This is a genomic window from Lacticaseibacillus absianus (assembly GCF_013407595.1).
Lineage (GTDB): Bacteria > Bacillota > Bacilli > Lactobacillales > Lactobacillaceae > Lacticaseibacillus > Lacticaseibacillus absianus.
Genome location: NZ_JABEKX010000001.1, coordinates 867,354 through 882,624, shown reverse-complemented (window position 1 = coordinate 882,624; position 15,271 = coordinate 867,354). Strand labels below are relative to the sequence as shown.

15 protein-coding genes are annotated in these 15,271 nt (G+C 56.7%); 3 read left to right on the top strand and 12 right to left on the bottom strand.

What is annotated here, in order from left to right:
* Positions 1 to 107: 107 nt before the first annotated feature.
* Positions 108 to 1,409: a pyrimidine-nucleoside phosphorylase gene (locus HII33_RS03740; protein WP_179394456.1), complete on the bottom strand. Its 1,302-nt coding sequence runs from the start codon at positions 1,407 to 1,409 to the stop codon at positions 108 to 110.
* 129 nt (positions 1,410 to 1,538) lie between these two features.
* Here HII33_RS03740 and add point away from each other — a divergent pair, with 129 nt between their 5' ends.
* The gene (gene add / locus HII33_RS03735; protein WP_179394455.1) at positions 1,539 to 2,558 is read left to right on the top strand and encodes an adenosine deaminase; all 1,020 of its coding nucleotides are present in this window, start codon (positions 1,539 to 1,541) and stop codon (positions 2,556 to 2,558) included.
* A gap of 234 nt (positions 2,559 to 2,792) precedes the next feature.
* Here the strand turns inward: add and HII33_RS03730 are convergent, their stop codons facing one another.
* The 8 genes from HII33_RS03730 to HII33_RS03695 form a co-directional block, all read right to left on the bottom strand.
* On the bottom strand, positions 2,793 to 3,860 hold the full coding sequence (locus tag HII33_RS03730; protein WP_179394454.1) for a hypothetical protein: 1,068 nt from the start codon (positions 3,858 to 3,860) through the stop codon (positions 2,793 to 2,795).
* 142 nt (positions 3,861 to 4,002) lie between these two features.
* Positions 4,003 to 4,410 carry a PTS sugar transporter subunit IIA gene (locus HII33_RS03725; protein ID WP_179394453.1) on the bottom strand — a complete coding sequence of 136 codons (408 nt, stop codon included), beginning with the start codon at positions 4,408 to 4,410 and terminating at the stop codon, positions 4,003 to 4,005.
* Positions 4,411 to 4,444: 34 nt separating this feature from the next.
* The gene (locus tag HII33_RS03720) at positions 4,445 to 5,908 is read right to left on the bottom strand and encodes a PTS transporter subunit EIIC (RefSeq protein WP_179394452.1); all 1,464 of its coding nucleotides are present in this window, start codon (positions 5,906 to 5,908) and stop codon (positions 4,445 to 4,447) included.
* Positions 5,895 to 7,781, bottom strand: coding sequence for an FAD-dependent oxidoreductase (locus HII33_RS03715; RefSeq protein ID WP_179394451.1), 1,887 nt, complete (start codon positions 7,779 to 7,781; stop codon positions 5,895 to 5,897). Before HII33_RS03715 ends, HII33_RS03720 begins: the two co-directional genes overlap by 14 nt.
* Positions 7,771 to 8,535: a hypothetical protein gene (locus HII33_RS03710; protein WP_179394450.1), complete on the bottom strand. Its 765-nt coding sequence runs from the start codon at positions 8,533 to 8,535 to the stop codon at positions 7,771 to 7,773. Before HII33_RS03710 ends, HII33_RS03715 begins: the two co-directional genes overlap by 11 nt.
* Positions 8,525 to 9,385 carry a PRD domain-containing protein gene (locus HII33_RS03705; RefSeq protein WP_179394449.1) on the bottom strand — a complete coding sequence of 287 codons (861 nt, stop codon included), beginning with the start codon at positions 9,383 to 9,385 and terminating at the stop codon, positions 8,525 to 8,527. Before HII33_RS03705 ends, HII33_RS03710 begins: the two co-directional genes overlap by 11 nt.
* A gap of 151 nt (positions 9,386 to 9,536) precedes the next feature.
* A complete protein-coding gene (locus tag HII33_RS03700; RefSeq protein ID WP_179394448.1) occupies positions 9,537 to 10,967 on the bottom strand; it encodes an amino acid permease in 1,431 nt (476 codons plus the stop codon).
* A 279-nt stretch (positions 10,968 to 11,246) separates the two neighbouring features.
* Positions 11,247 to 12,419 (bottom strand): GNAT family N-acetyltransferase, encoded by a 1,173-nt coding sequence (locus HII33_RS03695; protein WP_179394447.1) that lies wholly within the window; start codon positions 12,417 to 12,419, stop codon positions 11,247 to 11,249.
* A gap of 173 nt (positions 12,420 to 12,592) precedes the next feature.
* On the opposite strand from HII33_RS03695, the gene HII33_RS03690 reads away from it, so the two are divergent.
* Positions 12,593 to 12,829 carry a hypothetical protein gene (locus tag HII33_RS03690; RefSeq protein ID WP_179394446.1) on the top strand — a complete coding sequence of 79 codons (237 nt, stop codon included), beginning with the start codon at positions 12,593 to 12,595 and terminating at the stop codon, positions 12,827 to 12,829.
* Between the two features lie 8 nt (positions 12,830 to 12,837).
* Here HII33_RS03690 and HII33_RS03685 read toward each other — a convergent pair whose 3' ends face one another.
* On the bottom strand, positions 12,838 to 13,326 hold the full coding sequence (locus tag HII33_RS03685; protein WP_179394445.1) for a hypothetical protein: 489 nt from the start codon (positions 13,324 to 13,326) through the stop codon (positions 12,838 to 12,840).
* A 134-nt stretch (positions 13,327 to 13,460) separates the two neighbouring features.
* Here HII33_RS03685 and HII33_RS03680 point away from each other — a divergent pair, with 134 nt between their 5' ends.
* Positions 13,461 to 13,631, top strand: a complete 171-nt coding sequence (locus HII33_RS03680) for a hypothetical protein (protein ID WP_179394444.1) — start codon at positions 13,461 to 13,463, stop codon at positions 13,629 to 13,631.
* A gap of 78 nt (positions 13,632 to 13,709) precedes the next feature.
* On the opposite strand, the gene HII33_RS03675 is transcribed toward HII33_RS03680, so the two are convergent.
* Positions 13,710 to 14,609, bottom strand: a complete 900-nt coding sequence (locus HII33_RS03675) for a DMT family transporter (protein ID WP_179394443.1) — start codon at positions 14,607 to 14,609, stop codon at positions 13,710 to 13,712.
* A 13-nt stretch (positions 14,610 to 14,622) separates the two neighbouring features.
* Positions 14,623 to 15,162 carry a DNA-3-methyladenine glycosylase I gene (locus tag HII33_RS03670; RefSeq protein WP_179394442.1) on the bottom strand — a complete coding sequence of 180 codons (540 nt, stop codon included), beginning with the start codon at positions 15,160 to 15,162 and terminating at the stop codon, positions 14,623 to 14,625.
* Positions 15,163 to 15,271 lie beyond the last annotated feature (109 nt).

The window sequence follows — 15,271 nt, the reverse complement described above, 5'->3', positions numbered from 1 at the left end:
CCGGATGCGCACCGAGACGACGAAAAGCCGCCTCAAAATACGATCAGGCAGTCCTGCCACTTCGCTCGCACAAAGGCGGCTGAAGCGGCAGACTGCCTGTCGCGCGATCACTTAATGATCTGCTTGATCAGCGGCGCCTTCTCCGGCGCGTCCGGGCCGATGGTGAAGGCCTGCTGAACCGCTTGTTCGATCGCGTCGATGTCCTCACTGTCGGCGTGGATCATCGCCAGCGTGTCGCCGGCGGTCACCGGCGTACCGACCTTCTTATGCAGGACCAGGCCCACCGCCAGATCCAGCACGGAATCCTTGGTCGCGCGGCCACCACCGAGTTGCATCACGGCGATGCCCAAGGCGTTGCTGTCGATCGCCGTCACGTAGCCATCCGCTTGGGCGACTACTGGCACCTTGTACTGGGCTTGCGGCAACCGGGTCGGATCGTCGACGACACGGCTGTCGCCGCCTTGGCGTTCGATCAGCTGCTTGAACGCCCGCAACGCACGTCCGTCCTTCAGTGCATCTTCGCACATGCCGAGCGCGACTTCCAGCGATTCTGCACGCTTCCCCAGCACCAGCATGTGCGCGGCCAGCGTTAGGGTCAGCTCGCGCACATCCTTCGGGCCGCGGTTCTTCAGGATCGCGATCGATTCGGCGATCTCCAGCGAGTTCCCGATGGTCACGCCCAGCGGTTGGTTCATGTCGGTCAGTAAGGCAACGCCGTCCACCCCGGCCGCGTGCCCAATGGCGACCAGCGCGCGCGCCAGCTTCTCCGCGTCCGCCTGTGTCTTCATGAAGGCCCCGTTTCCGACCTTGACATCGAAGACCAGCGCGTTGGTGCCACTGGCGATCTTCTTTGACATGATAGAGCTCGCGATCAGCGGGATCGACTCTACGGTGGCCGTCACGTCGCGCAACGCATAGATGCGCCGGTCAGCCGGGGCCATGTCACCAGAGCTCGAGATGATCGCCTGGCCAATGTCTTTCACTTGCGCCTTGAATTCCGCCTCTGTTTCATGCACGTTGAAGCCAGGAATGCTCTCCAGCTTGTCCAGTGTTCCCCCGGTGTGTCCCAGCCCCCGGCCGGAGATCATGGGGATCGGCACGCCTAGGCAAGCGACCAGCGGCGTCAACGGGATCGAGATCTTATCCCCGACCCCGCCCGTCGAGTGCTTGTCCACCTTGATGCCGGGGATCTCGTCCAAGTTCAGCCGGTCCCCCGAATTGAGCATCGCGAAGGCCAGATCGGCCTGTTCCGCATCTTCCATCCCGTTGAAGTAAGTCGCCATCAAAAAGGCACTCACCTGGTAGTCGGGAATGTTATCCTTCACGTACTCGGTGATCATCCAATCGATCTCCGCCTTCGTGAGTGTCCCCCCGTCGCGCTTCTTGGCGATCAAGTCGACCATTCGCATACTATCCCAGCTTTCTATATGTGATGTGATAAACTAAGTGTAACACGACGAGGGAGCGTTTGCAGGGCTTTTGCTGTGTTATACTTAAAATAACTTAACATTACTTAATGACGTCAAGGAGGGCTTTTGATGGATAAAACCATTTTACATCAACTCGGCAAGGTCGAACTGCACTGCCACCTCGACGGCTCGCTGTCGCTTCATGCGATCCGCAAGCTCGCCGCCATGGCCAACATCGCGCTACCGGCCGATGACGCGGCGTTGCGGGCGCTTGTCTCCGCCCCCGCCGACGCGGAGACACTGCTCGACTACCTGCGCCCGTTCGACTTCATCCGCCCGCTCCTCCAGACCGAAGCGGCGCTGGAGCTCGCCGCATACGATGTCGCGGCCCAAGCGGCAGAAGAAAACGTCCGCTACACGGAGATCCGCTTTGCCCCAGAGTTCTCGATGGACGCCGGCCTCACCGCCACGGCCGCCATTGAAGCGGTCGTGCGCGGACTAGCGCGGGCGCACCATGACTTCGACCTGACCGCCACTGCCCTGATCTGCGGGATGCGCCAATCCCCCGCCCAAGTGACCGACCCGATCTTCGCCGCCGCGGCGCCGTTCGTTGGCCACGGGGTCGGCGGCGCCGATTTTGCCGGCAACGAGGCCGACTTTCCCCCAGAAGTGGTCGCCGACTCGGTCGCTTACGCCCGCTCGCTGGCCCTCCCGATGACGTTCCACGCCGGCGAGTGTCACTGCGCGCACAACATCGCACAGGCGCTCGCGATGGGCATCCACCGCATCGGCCACGCGACGGCGATCGTCGACCACCCCGAGCTGATCACCCAGTTCGTCGCCGCCGGGGCGACCGCTGAGCTCTGCTTGACGTCTAACCTGCAGACCAAGGCGGCTAACGACCTCAGCGAGTTCCCTTACGAGCAGCTGCGGGCCGCTGGCGCCAAGCTCACGATCAACACGGATAACCGCACCGTCTCCCACACCACACTGACACGCGAGTACGAGCTGTTTCAGCAGTGTTTCGGCGTGACCATGGCCGACCTGCTGGCCTTCAACCAAAATGCGGCGGCCGCCGCCTTCCTGCCCGAGGCCGACCGCCGTGCCTTAAGCGCCCGCCTCGCGTGCGAGTACGCACCATACCTGTGACCGCCGAAGCGCGGCCCAATCACCAGTTCCCCAGCGGATCCGCCAGACCTTAATGCCAACAGGGGCTCAGCGCACCCGGCTTATGCCGGCGCTGAGCCCCTGTTGTCGTGTTCCCTCAAGTCCCTCCAGACCATTACCTGAATCCAGTGCCTGCGGCCGCAGTGCGCTGAGCGCCGGATTCCGCAGTGCGCCGACGCCGTCGCGTGCCGCCCTGGCCATGATGCGGGCCGCCGCTCAGAACCGGATCTCGGTCACATACTCCAGCTTGCGGCGGTAGTCGAGCTCGATGAAGTCGGTCGGTCGCACATCCCCCGGGTGCTTAGTGAAGTACGTGGCGTCGGCCACTTGGAGCATCGTGTAGACGAACTGCGAGCAGAACATGATATTGCGGCGCAGCGAGTGCTTGGTGACCAGTCCGAGAATATTATAGGCGCTACCGGTCAGATTGATCTCGCGGATCGTCTCCAGCACCCGTTGCTTCTGATCTCGCGTCACCGGCAGGCGGTAGACGAGGACCGAGGCGTCGGGCTTCTTATGAAAGGCTTCGACCATCTCCGGGTTCAACCCCGGTGGATAGACGCGCTCACCGCCGTTATAGCTGATGATGGTGGACAGCGCCGCGTCAAAGCTCAGCGAGGCGTGGTTGAACTGCTTCTCCGTGAACAGTGCGATCAGCTCGCTGGCGGGGCTGCCGGTGTTCGAGATCACCAGGTACAACGCGGGATCAGCCAGCGCCGTCGTCGCCCGGCGAAAATAGTCCGCGTCCAGGCTCCCGCCGTTGATGTAACGCATCGCCGAGTGGCGGTGTAGGTCACCGAACAGCGTGCGGACGTGATCGACAGAGAAGACGTTTTTGACCCGATCGGCGCTGTGCAGCGCCTGGCGGATCCGCTCACGGTTCTCCTGAAACTCAGCGAAGCTGATCGTCGCAAGCTCCCCGAGCCGCGGCAGGTAAAAAACATCCGTCTTGCTGCGCATGACGAGGAACTCGACGAGAAACGGGACTGGCAAGAACAGCGTTGCGATCACCCGCAGCAACCGGCGAGTCATGCCGGCCGCAAGAAAGACAGTGTTCACATCGAAGACGATCTGCAGCGTCATCAGGGCCAGGTACGCGAGGATCAGCACCAGCCGCAGCCGCTTCGTGTATTGTGCGGTCAGCGCGACTTTAACGCTCAGGAACACCGCGATGAACACGCTGGCCGTGACGAACAGCCCGAGGTTGCCGAATAGCGCCATCAGCACCAGCATCCCGACTTCGACGCGTTGGATCACTTGTTGGAAATTGTAAATGTCATTCATTGCACAACTCGTTTTCTAAAAAAGATAAGTTCGCCTGATTGTAACACGAGACCACCGCGCAACAAATAGATGAATGACCTCCCCTCGGTGATAGTAAAAAGAACCGCCGTTGCCGGTGATTCTTCGATTACAATTCAGACCGTCATTCAATGATGATCGAAAGCTCTCCCGCATCAGGAAAAACGACCATTGTTATTGGCAACAGTCCTTGGCTTCGAACATAGGCAAAGTCTACCCGCCCAATCACTTCGCCCGCCGTGACAGTTTGGCCTTCCGAAAGCGTCAACGCAAAACCCTTGCCATTCAAATCAACGGTATCGATCCCGATATGGACAAGTGCTTCAAGTCCACCGGAGCTTTTGAGTTGAAACGCATGCTGTGTCGGAAAAATTGCGGTTACGGTGCCACTTATCGGGGCAAAAAGCGTATCTTCCTCTGGATCAAAGGCAACGCCATCCCCCATCATTCGTTCGGAAAAAACTGGGTCTGGTACTTTTTCCAAAGCGATCTGTGTCCCCTTAACCGGCGCAACCAATGATATTTTTTGCATATTCAAAGCCTCGCTTGCTTCATCTAATGACCTGCTACTTGAACTCTTTGTCTAGGAACGGTTCAAGATACTCTTCCTTAACACCCATATAATAGGTGAACAGCGCCGCCGCAAGCACGGATGCCCCATAACCCAAGATATAGGCAAACGGTTTCGTGTTAACGAGAATACCCAGGAGCCCGGAAACGTTTAGCGCTTCTGCCCCCTGTCCCGGGAACAACCCTAATACGAATCCACCTACTGCACCGCCTAAGTTTGCCGCAATGAATGGCCGCCAGAGCGGTAAAGTGACCCCGTAAATCATTGGTTCCGAGATACCCAATAGTTGGGTTGGAATATTCATCCAAACGACGTGGGTGAGGTTGTGATACTTGGTGTTTCGGTATTTCGCAATCAGTCCAACCGCGGCACCTGCCAATCCAGCCCCCGCCAGTGAGGAAAAGGCCGCAATAGAAGTATATCCCAAGGTTTGAAGAAGCGTGGTGTGAATCGGGGTGAAGATATGGTGAATCCCAAGCGCAACCAGCGGCAGGAAGGTCCCGGACAAAATTGCGCCGCCAAACGCGCCGGCATCATTCGTCAACCACATCACGATCTCAGTGATCCCATTTGCCAGAACACCTGTAATTGGCTGAATCACAAACAGAAGAACTAGGCCAGTGAGTGCCACTGAAACTAACGCTGGCAAATGAATCTGAAGCGAGCTTGGTGTCCGCTCGCGCATTTTCTTGTCAATGTAGCCTGCTAGCAGTCCCCCAAACAGAGCTGCCAAAGTCCCCCCCATACCACTTGTGAACTTGAGATTCAAAAAGCCCATTGAAAGTCCTTCAAGCCCACCGACATTGGTCACGATCCCACCGACGGCAAGACCGACAAAGAGGTTACCGCCAACAACAGTTGAAGCCGACCCAGCCACTGCGATGTTCATGACAGAGAAAAATGAGCCCGCGATCACAGACAACGCCGCCATCAGATACGATCCGCCATCAGCAATCGCCGCACCATTGAATAATTGAACGCCACCGTATATGTAAAACAGTGACAGAATCTTCATCACCCCATAGAGCAATCCAGTACCTGCCAGTGCAGGGATCAAGGGCGTAAAGACTTGAGAGATGGTCGTGAAAATCTGACTACGGTTTTTCTTTTTCTTGTTAAAATTTTCGACCCGAGCAGATTTTTCCCCGTCCGGATTGCCTTTAGAAGCATACCCTGCTACATCCGAAGATAACTTCGGCTCAACGGGGACTGCCATTGCCAACATCTGCTGAATCTGCGCTTTAGCCTCCTCAGCCTTACCTGGCCCTAGAACGATTTGCGGTTGTGCCGCACCGCCGACAAATCCCACCACCCCTGGTGCCTTCTTCAACGCTTCAACGTTGACTTTGCGCTCGTCCTTGACTGTTAAGCGCAACCGCGTCATGCAATTCCCGAACTGGTCAATATTCTCAAGACCACCTAATCCCCGTACAATTCCTTCAATTTCATTTTTGTCCATCCTGATTCACCCTATCTTCCTGTAACTGATTTAGTTTTGTTTCAACGTAGTGGCGGACCGCTACAGTCATATCCTTCGGCGCACCCGTATCGTACTTGAGCGTGACGGCCAATCTAAGTTTAGGTTGGGTTATAAACTGCCGAATAAATGCCACGACCTCATCTCTTTGAGTCCTGTGGTGGGCCGCAATTGTTAGCAATGCGCGCAACGCATGTGTGACATACTGGAATTGATAATCAACAGACCTTGTTAAGAACTTAGGATCAGCTTCGAACTCATCCTGCAGAAGCATTTGATAATCTGTCAGTAGCCCTTCAATTGCCTGAATTGCTTGCACGCTGCCTAGTCGACCAAGCAGATACAGCGCCGTGACCCCCCGAGGCGAGTTGTACGATCTACTACTCCTTGGCACGAACGGATCTCGATGTTGAAAATGCACCATCAGTTCGGCCGTCCCTGCCGGATCGTCCCACAATGCTAATACAATGGCGGCGTTGAATCTCAAATCTTCCTCAGGTGCATTCAACCACGCCAAGATCTGGGGTCGATCATGCGCACGGTATGCGGCCAAAATACCTAGTCCAGGTCGATTCGAGCATAGTGCCTCACGTATCCCCGCTAATGTACTTGGATAATGCATAGAAGTTCGGGTATCATCCGGAGGATTATCCACAAACTCGACAGGTGGCTTATCGGGTAGACAGCCGCTCGCCGTCAGCCACGTCTGTATCTCCGCGTAGTCAACCTGATCAACATCAACCCCTTGATTGACTGCCAGCGCTGCGACAAGTCCTGCCGCCTCTCCACTTTTTTGACAATCACGCATCATTCGTGCCTGTGCGGCCAAGTCGTGGTCAACGGAAATGTGCCGCCCCGCCACAAGTATGTTGCGCCAATTTTTCGGCCTTAGCGCCGCCAGTGGGACTGGGACATAGACCTTCACTGCCCACAGTCCTAGCGCAACCATCCAATCACAGACGGCTTGGCTTTCTAAGGCAATGTCTTTCGTATGATTGTCAACATTTGCAAAGGTGTAAAACAATGGGTTCTTCTCGCGCTCATTGATGATCAGCTTCTTAAGGGAAAGTGTTGCCTGTCCAATAATCGTAACGCCTTCGCGGACACCAAGAATCGGTGACCATGCAACGGTGTCTGCATAGGCGCTCCGAGTTAAGTATGCAGCATTTTGTGCAGACTCAAGCACCGCGCTTGAGTAATCGTCAACGTCTCGTTCATCCACGTAACCCGCGTCGATATTATTGACGATTACGCGATGCTGCATGCGGTCTAGTTGAAATCGCGGGTGTGAAAAAGGTTGTGTGCGCCCGTCAGATTCGCGTCCTCGACGCACCGGCACCCCAGCCAGTCGGGCCAGGCTTGCATCACCAGTACAATCAATGAACTGAGCACCCTCGACCACTTTGCGTTGCCCGTTGGCCAAATACTCAACTCCAGTCAGTTGCCCCTCTTCGTTTGCGTATGCAGCCGTCAAACATGCGCCGTAGATGATTGTTCCACCCATCGTCCGAATAACATGATCATTTGCAAGACTACGAATTATATTTTGATCTCCGTAGGTAGGAACGATCGCAACACGGCCCGTCTGATCGCGAATCAAGTGATCGTGCGCCTCATACCGTCCCCCCGGATTACCCATGTAGTATTTGAACATCGTATGGCTCAAAATTCCGCCCAGCGTTTTCAACTTTTCGATTACGATGACCGTACAGCCAGCCTCAAGTACTGCGAGCGCTGCCATCACACCCGCTGTCCCGCCACCGAGAACAACTACGTCAGCTCGATCGGCATTGATGTCATCTGCGACTGCCTCAACTTGTCGTTGGCCATCCAACCACTGTGCTCTATATTTCATAACACTCACCCACCTGTTCGATTGCCGAATAAAAATCCGTTGTGCGTGTGTAGGGATACCAACTCACATTACCCACTGTTCGGTCAACCCAATCACCTGCCACCCCAAGAATTGGCGTAACAGTCAACAATTGAAAAGTCGGTTTTTTGCCCGCTGACAAAGTAAAATGTTCAGTAAGTTTTCTGACCGCTGTTAAATATGGCGTTGTTGGCGGGACATCCAGCGTAATCGCATAAATCTGATCATGATTCGTCGGTTTGATCTCGACTGAAGGCATCGTATCCGGAATGTCGTTACCTATCGCTAGCCCACCGATCCAGACACGTCTAACATGCCCGAGATCCGTTGCAGAAACCATCGTGTCAATATAGTGCGCACACCTTATCCGCAGCGTATCCACACCGTAGTGTGCTAAAATCTCAACATTTCCCTTTTCACACGAGGCAACAGTCGAAACGGTTGTCGAAAAAAGAATTCTGATTCCTAAACGTGCGGCCCATCGTGCTAAAAACGGATAAACATCCGGCAAATACAGTGAATCACCGCTTTGCACACCGCTCATTTTTAGATCTTGTTCGAGTTGTTTGGACGCGTCACTCATCGCCGGCCGAGTCTTCTCAAACATCAGACTATCAATGAATTCCCATCCGATGTGAAGCCCCTCTTCTAGAATCAATGTGTGCGTTGGATCTCTCATTGCTAAGCCCAGTGCACGCATCGTTGCGCCTCGGATCACAACCTGTTCACATCTCATCGTGACACCCCCGTTTTTCGCGTTCGTGAAAAGCATTCAAGTGGATCGTTAGATAAAACAACTCAGATCTTGGCAATTCTTCACCGTAGCGCCGCTGGATCTGTTCGCTAATGTGTCTAGCCACCGCGTACTCTTTCTCATACTGTGCTGTGATGACTTGAAAAATATTCTCATCAACGGGCCTAGGCTGTTCACCGTTAAAGAAACGCTTTGCAAAAAATTTCAGGTGTGTTAATAACCTGTCGTAGTTGATTGAATCAACGTCAAACGCCACGCCGAGTTCGTCTTTGACTTGATCAAGCACGCCGTGAATGAAATTCGTTAATCTGCGCGTTTGCTTAAAGTAGTCGCCGTCCTCCTGTGCATTCAGGATATGCATGGCGATCATCGAGGCCTCATCGTCAGGTAACGTTAGTGCTAACCGTCGATTCAGTAGCTGGATGGCGTACTGACCAATATCATATTCACGCCGATAGAACTGCTTGATCTCGCTATGTAAGGGGTTCGCAAATTCTTGATGTTGACGATTCCGAATAATTGCAAAGTTTATGTGGTCAGTTAGCGAGATGTACAAGCTATTTTGTAGGCGGTACCCAAGCGTCTTCTCTGCGTACGCCACAATCTGGTTGACCAACTGAATGTGCTTGAAATCAATTCCCGCCAGTAGCGACTCAATTTGATCCGCCTGTTCACCGTTTTGCAGTCGATAAATTTTTTCAACCTGCGACGGCAAGATCGAGTCTCCTAGGCGCCGGTTCCACCCGAGCGCCTTGCCAATCAAGATGACTTCTTGGCCGTTTTGATCAACAGATCTAACCATATTGTTGTTGATGATTTTTTGGACTTGCATTGATTTCTCCTCAACGAAAAAAGGCCACACATTCCCGAAGGAAGGTGTAGCCTACTTAAAGTAACAACCCTTTAACGTCACGTGTTCAACTGTCTATGATATTAACTCATCCGCATGTAAGCGTCAACACGTTTTTTCGATCGATTGATTTTCAAGCTTCCTGTCGCCGTGCGATGGCTGGCAGGATCAGCCCCAGCGCCAGCAAGATCGCCGGCGTGATGATGTTCAGCGCTAGCTGGAACATCCAGGTGCCCGGTGTCGCGGCGTAACTGATCTTCGGCAGCATCCCCATCACGCACGCGAAGGCGGTGAAGAAGAAGCACCAGCCACCGATCACCATACCGAGCTTCGGGTTCTTGACGAACTCATACTCGGACTGGAACTGGCTGAGCTGCTTGTTCAGCAGGATGTACGCAAGGAACACCCAGAGGTAACGCATTGGCATCACCACCGCGTTCAGGTTCAACAGCCAGTTATACAGCTCGTTCATGTTCCCGATCCCAAGCGACGGGATCACGATCAGCAGGCTGACGAGCACGCCAGTCATCAGGTAGCCGTTCGTCGGGGTCCCTTTCTTGTTGAGCTTGCTCAGTTTGGCTGGAATGAAGTGCGGGTCAGCATCGCCCAGCAAGATCTTCAGTGGCGCGTCGATCGAAAACGCCAAAGCGGAGATCTGCGCCATCGCCTGCGCGAGGGCATAGAGGATCACGAAGACATTGCCGACGTGGTAGTAAGCCCCCAGTTTTGCAAATGCGAGGTACGCGCCGTTGGCCATCAGATCAGTTGGGATGTGATTGGCGTCGAACAGCATCCCCATCCCGAACGACCCAAGGATCGCGCATAAGGCAACCATCCCAGCCAGCACCAGCATACCCAGCGGGAATTCCTTAGCGGCGTGTTTGGTGTTGTTGACATACGGGGAGATTTTTTCCGCCCCACCGACGGCGAACACCAGCATCGAGATCGTCGTGAAGTAGTTGACGTTGAACTTCGGCAGGTACGTGCTCAGTTGGTCCATGTGCGGCGTCGCGATCGTCGCGTGGGTCATGAACGGCGCGGAGACCGCCAGGATGATGAAGAGGATCGACATGATGAACATCGCCGTTCCCGCGACCGACCCGATGCGGTTCAGCGTGGTCAGCCCACGCGAGGCCAGCCAAAGAAACAGCAGGAACAACACGAGACACAGCGCCGACACGACTTTGGCGTTCACCTCGTTGACGAAGTTCCCATTGCCCTTGATCAACCAGCTCAGCGAGATCAGGATCCCTGAAGGCTTTTGCGCCAGATATGGGACGTGCACCACCCAGTACGTCCAGGCGGCAAAGTACGCGAGCCGCTTGGTGCCGGTACGGCGGATCCAAGACGCGACCCCACCGTTCTCGTCCTTGAAAGTCGAGCCGAGCTGCCCAACGATCAAGGCATACGGCACGAAGTACAGCAGCATGATGAGCACCCAGCTCGTCACGACCGAAAGGCCCTGTTGCGCATAGTTGTTGACCACATTGCCCAGGCCCCAGACCGCGACGAATGCGATCAGAGCCACGTTATACCAGCGTAATTGCTTATTGGCGTCTGCCATGATTCCACCTGTCTTTCACTGAAATATAAAGCCGATCCCAGTCTAACAAGCCAATCCCTAGCCTTCAGTGAAAACCAGCCGGTAGTCGCGTAAGAATGCGCTGAGCCCCCTCCCATTCCATTGCCAGCACGCCCCCATCTCCGCCACAGGACTCTCACGTAACTTCATTCGCCGCTCACAGATCGCTCAGCAACGGACACCCGCTGTCCAATCGGCCACGCCAAAAACGGGCCGGCGTGTGCGCCAGCGTCGCAGCACCCAGACCCGTTCATGGACGGCCTAGAAGTAATCGTAAAGTTGCGTCTGGTGCGCCAAGAAGGCATCCCCAACACTTGCGATCGTGAAGGGGTCCCCATCGACCAGACCGAGGTTATAGGCGTCGCGCAGTGCGCGCACACCGAAGGTCACCTTGACCAATTGCTGGATCGTCAGCCGCAAACCCGGTACCGCATGCGCATCTGCCCGGGTGAAGCTGGCCTGGCCGTCGTTGATCGCAAGCTGCCACAGCCCGGCATTGGCCGGGATGAATTCATCCTCCACCGCGAAGACGACCGGTGCCAGGTCGGAGACCTGGTACGGATAGCGCGTCATGAAGTCTTCTAAGTCGACGATCCGCGCCATCATGTAGGCGCGCACGCTAGTCGTCAATGCGGCCGGGTCTGGCAGCAGGTCGTGCAGGGACTCTGGGTCGCCTGTCGTGTAGACGAAGGTGGCAAACGCGGTGCGGTGCGCCGTGATGAACTTGCCTAGCGCCAACAGTGCATCCAAGTCATCATGGAACTCTTCGTGCACGCGGAAAGTCTCGCCGTCGCGCTCGTAGATCACGTAACCCGTCGGCCGATCGCCGAGCATTGCCACGGCCACCTCACGGTCCGGGTAGTGGTCGGCCATGTTCAGCCACCACCAGTCCGCTCGGCGCAGACCACCGCGCGTGGCCGCCTTGCTGCGCCCGTAGACCTCCGCCATGGCGGCGATCGCCGCGCGAAACGGGACCCGCGCGACGCTCACCGCCGCAGACGCCCGCGGCACGCGCGGAAGGTCGCGGGCGGCGATCGTGTGGGTCACCTGATCGAAGGCGCCTTCGTAGCCGAAGCGCCGGTAGAACGTGCTGGAGAACGGGGCGAGGTACGACAGGGTCTCGCCGGCTGCCCGCATGTCTGCGAAGGCTTCCGCCATGATCGCGCTGATCCCCCCGTGGCCACTGGCTTCTGGATAACTTGAGACGTAGCCGACCCCGCTCATCCCGTAGGTCACCCCAGACAGGTCGACCGTAAAGTGCGTGCCCAACAAGCCGCTTTGGAGTGGGCTGCCGATCGCCCACGCGGCTGAGTGCTCGTAGAGACCGGCGAACGCACGGTCGCGCGTTTCGCTCTGGGGTTTGTGGAAGGCGTAACGCGCCAATGCGTAGAATGCGGCCGAGTCTTCGGCGGCCAGTCGCCGTACTTCAGTCAAGATCAGTCAGCTCCCTTAGTGAATAGTTGGTTCTAGTATAGCCCAGCCGACAGCCAAAAAGCCATGGCAGCGCTTAATGTTTTCTTATCGTTCTCTTCACACTTTTTTGACGAATTCCCCAGCCTTTCACCATACCTGCCCCGTATGCTGAAGTTATCGAAAGGATGATCGCAATGGAATTAGTCAATGATGTCTACACCGCCCGACTCGACGCCATCACCTACCCGACCATCGCCGCAACCCTAGAAAACGGGCAGGCCCTGGTGATCGAGACCAACGAAAAACAGCGCCGCGACCCCCAATTCTGGGCAGCCGTCAGCGCCATTCTCCAAGCTCGGTTATGGGTCCCAGTCTCCCATCAGCTTCACCAGCTGTACGAGTCCGACTGGCTCGTGCCGGCCACCGTCTGAGCTGCGCCTCAGGCTTGCCAGGCCGCGAACTGCGTCGCCGCAACGATCAGGGTCACGGTCGCATCTGGTGATAGCGCCGCCGTCACCGTGTCCAGATGCCCACTCGTCGCGACCGCGCCGATCACCTCAAGCCCGTATTTGACGATGTTCAGGTCCTTCTTGGCCTGATAGCCGCCTTCGAACACTGGCTCGTGGTTATAGGTGAAGTTGAGCTGGTCGCTCACGATCGAGCCATCGACGTGGTTGACCATGATCCGGTCTTCCAGTGCGCGCAACGGCTGGTCATCGGCCAGTAAGTTCAACTTATGGTCAGAGGCCTCCTTGAAATACTGACCTTGATGCATCTCCAAGTAGGTCGCCGCCGGCTGCGCCAGCACGTTCAGGTAGTCCACTGCCGCCAGGATGCGGTCCGTCGGCATCTTCGTGGTTTTATCGAGCAGCGCCGGCGTATTGGCCTCCAGCCAATCCGCAAGCTCGCTCACACCAAATTGATCCATGTGTTGCCCTCCATCTCTATGACGTTCACGCCCATTGTATCATTTTGTCCCACAACGAGCCACGCCATTGACACGCAACTGTGACAGTTACCGGTCGTGGCCTGCCTTATAATGATCCTGAAGGAGGCGAGAATATGCCACATCAACATCCATTACCACTGGTCGATGCCCAAGGCCGACCACTGAAGATGCAGCTGCGCGTCACCTACAAGCTGCGGGTCAAAAACGGCTACATCCTCGGCCTTCGTCCTGACCAGCACCAGGTCCGCTTGCCGAACCTGCTTGACCAGCCAACGTCACGCTAACGATATCGACAGGTTGACCCCCTCAAACTGAGCCACGCGCTAAGGCAGGTTCAGCTTGAGGGGGTCGACCTATGCGGCTCATCTCGGTGCCTTCGGGCTGGTCATCGCCATCAGAAACACTGTCGCGATGATGATCGCCCCGCCGATCACCTCGGCGAGGCTCAGGTGAAAGCTCATGAACAAGACCGCGGTCAGCGTGGCCGCTAACGGCTCGAAAGCATCCAGCAAACTTGCAGCCGTGGCGGTGATGTACTGCAAGCTGGCCAGGTAGACCATGTAGGCGACGATGGTGCCGCCCAGCACGACGAAGGTGTAGTTCGCCCAGCCCAGTGCATTCAGCTGCGGCACCCCACGCCAGACCGGCGCGCGCACCGACACGATGAGCCCACCCACCAGTTGTGCCCAGGCGCTGATCGTCAGCGGTGAGTAGCGCTCGAGCAAGCCAGCCGGCAACAAAGTATACAGCGCGGCGGCCAGCGCGGCCAACAGCCCCCAAAACAAGGCAGTCGGCGTGATCGCCAGCTGCGTCAGGTGGCCCCTCGTCACCACCATCAAGGTGCCAAACATCGCCAGTGCGATGATCGCGACGTCGGTCCGGCGCGGCAGGGTCCGCGTGGTGACGGCCAAGATCACCAGCACGACGACCGGCGAGAGGTACTGAAGGATCGTGGCCGTTGGTGCATTGGCGACCTCGACGGCCTTGAAGTAGACATACTGCATCGCGATCATGCCGAACAGGATGAAGATCAGCAACCGCCCAGCATCGGCGCGCGTCCGCCACGGCGCCAGGACGGCGCGCCCCTCACGGATCAGGGCGTAGCCCAGCGTGACAAGCCCGGCGATCAGCATCTTCGAGCTGATCAGCCAGGACACCGAGACACCTTGTGCGAATAAGACTTCGCTAGCCGGCCCGGCGATCCCCCACAGGCTGGAGCCGAGGATCGCCAGCGCCAGGCCCATCAATCGTGTGTGTCGCATAGCGCCTCCATCGTCACTGGGCCAGATGGTCGTCGATCACACCCGCCCCTTGCAGGAAGCTGTAGGCGCTGACCGGTCCGATCATCGTGAAGCCGTGTTGTTTCATGTCTTGTGCGACCTGTGCTGACAGCGCGGTACGCGTCGGAATGTCCGCCGCCGTTTGCGGGCGGTTGACCAGCTGCTGGCCCGCGGTGAACCCCCAGACGTAAGCGTCGAAACTGCCATACTCACGCTGGATCACCTGGACTGCCCGTGCATTACGGACGATCGCCGCCAGCTTCCGCCGGTTGCGGATCAAGCCCGTATCCGCCATCAGCGGCACCAAGTCCGTTGCGGTCATCGCCGCCACCGCGTCGATGTCGAAGTGATGAAACGCCGCGTTGAACGCTGGTCGCTTCTTCAACACCAGTTCCCAGTTCAACCCGATCTGCAGGCCCTCCAGGCTCAACAACTCGAACAAGTCACGGTCCGAATGCGTCGCCACCCCCCACTCCTTGTCGTGATATGCCTTCAGTAAGGGGCTTCGGTCGCCCCACCAAGTCGTCTCTGCCATCTCAGTCTCCTCCTCTATCGCCCCGAGCCGTCTGGGTCGCCGCGTCGTCGCGGGACCATGCCATAGATTACGCACAAACAGGCCTGAAACAACGCCAAGCGCTGTTCCA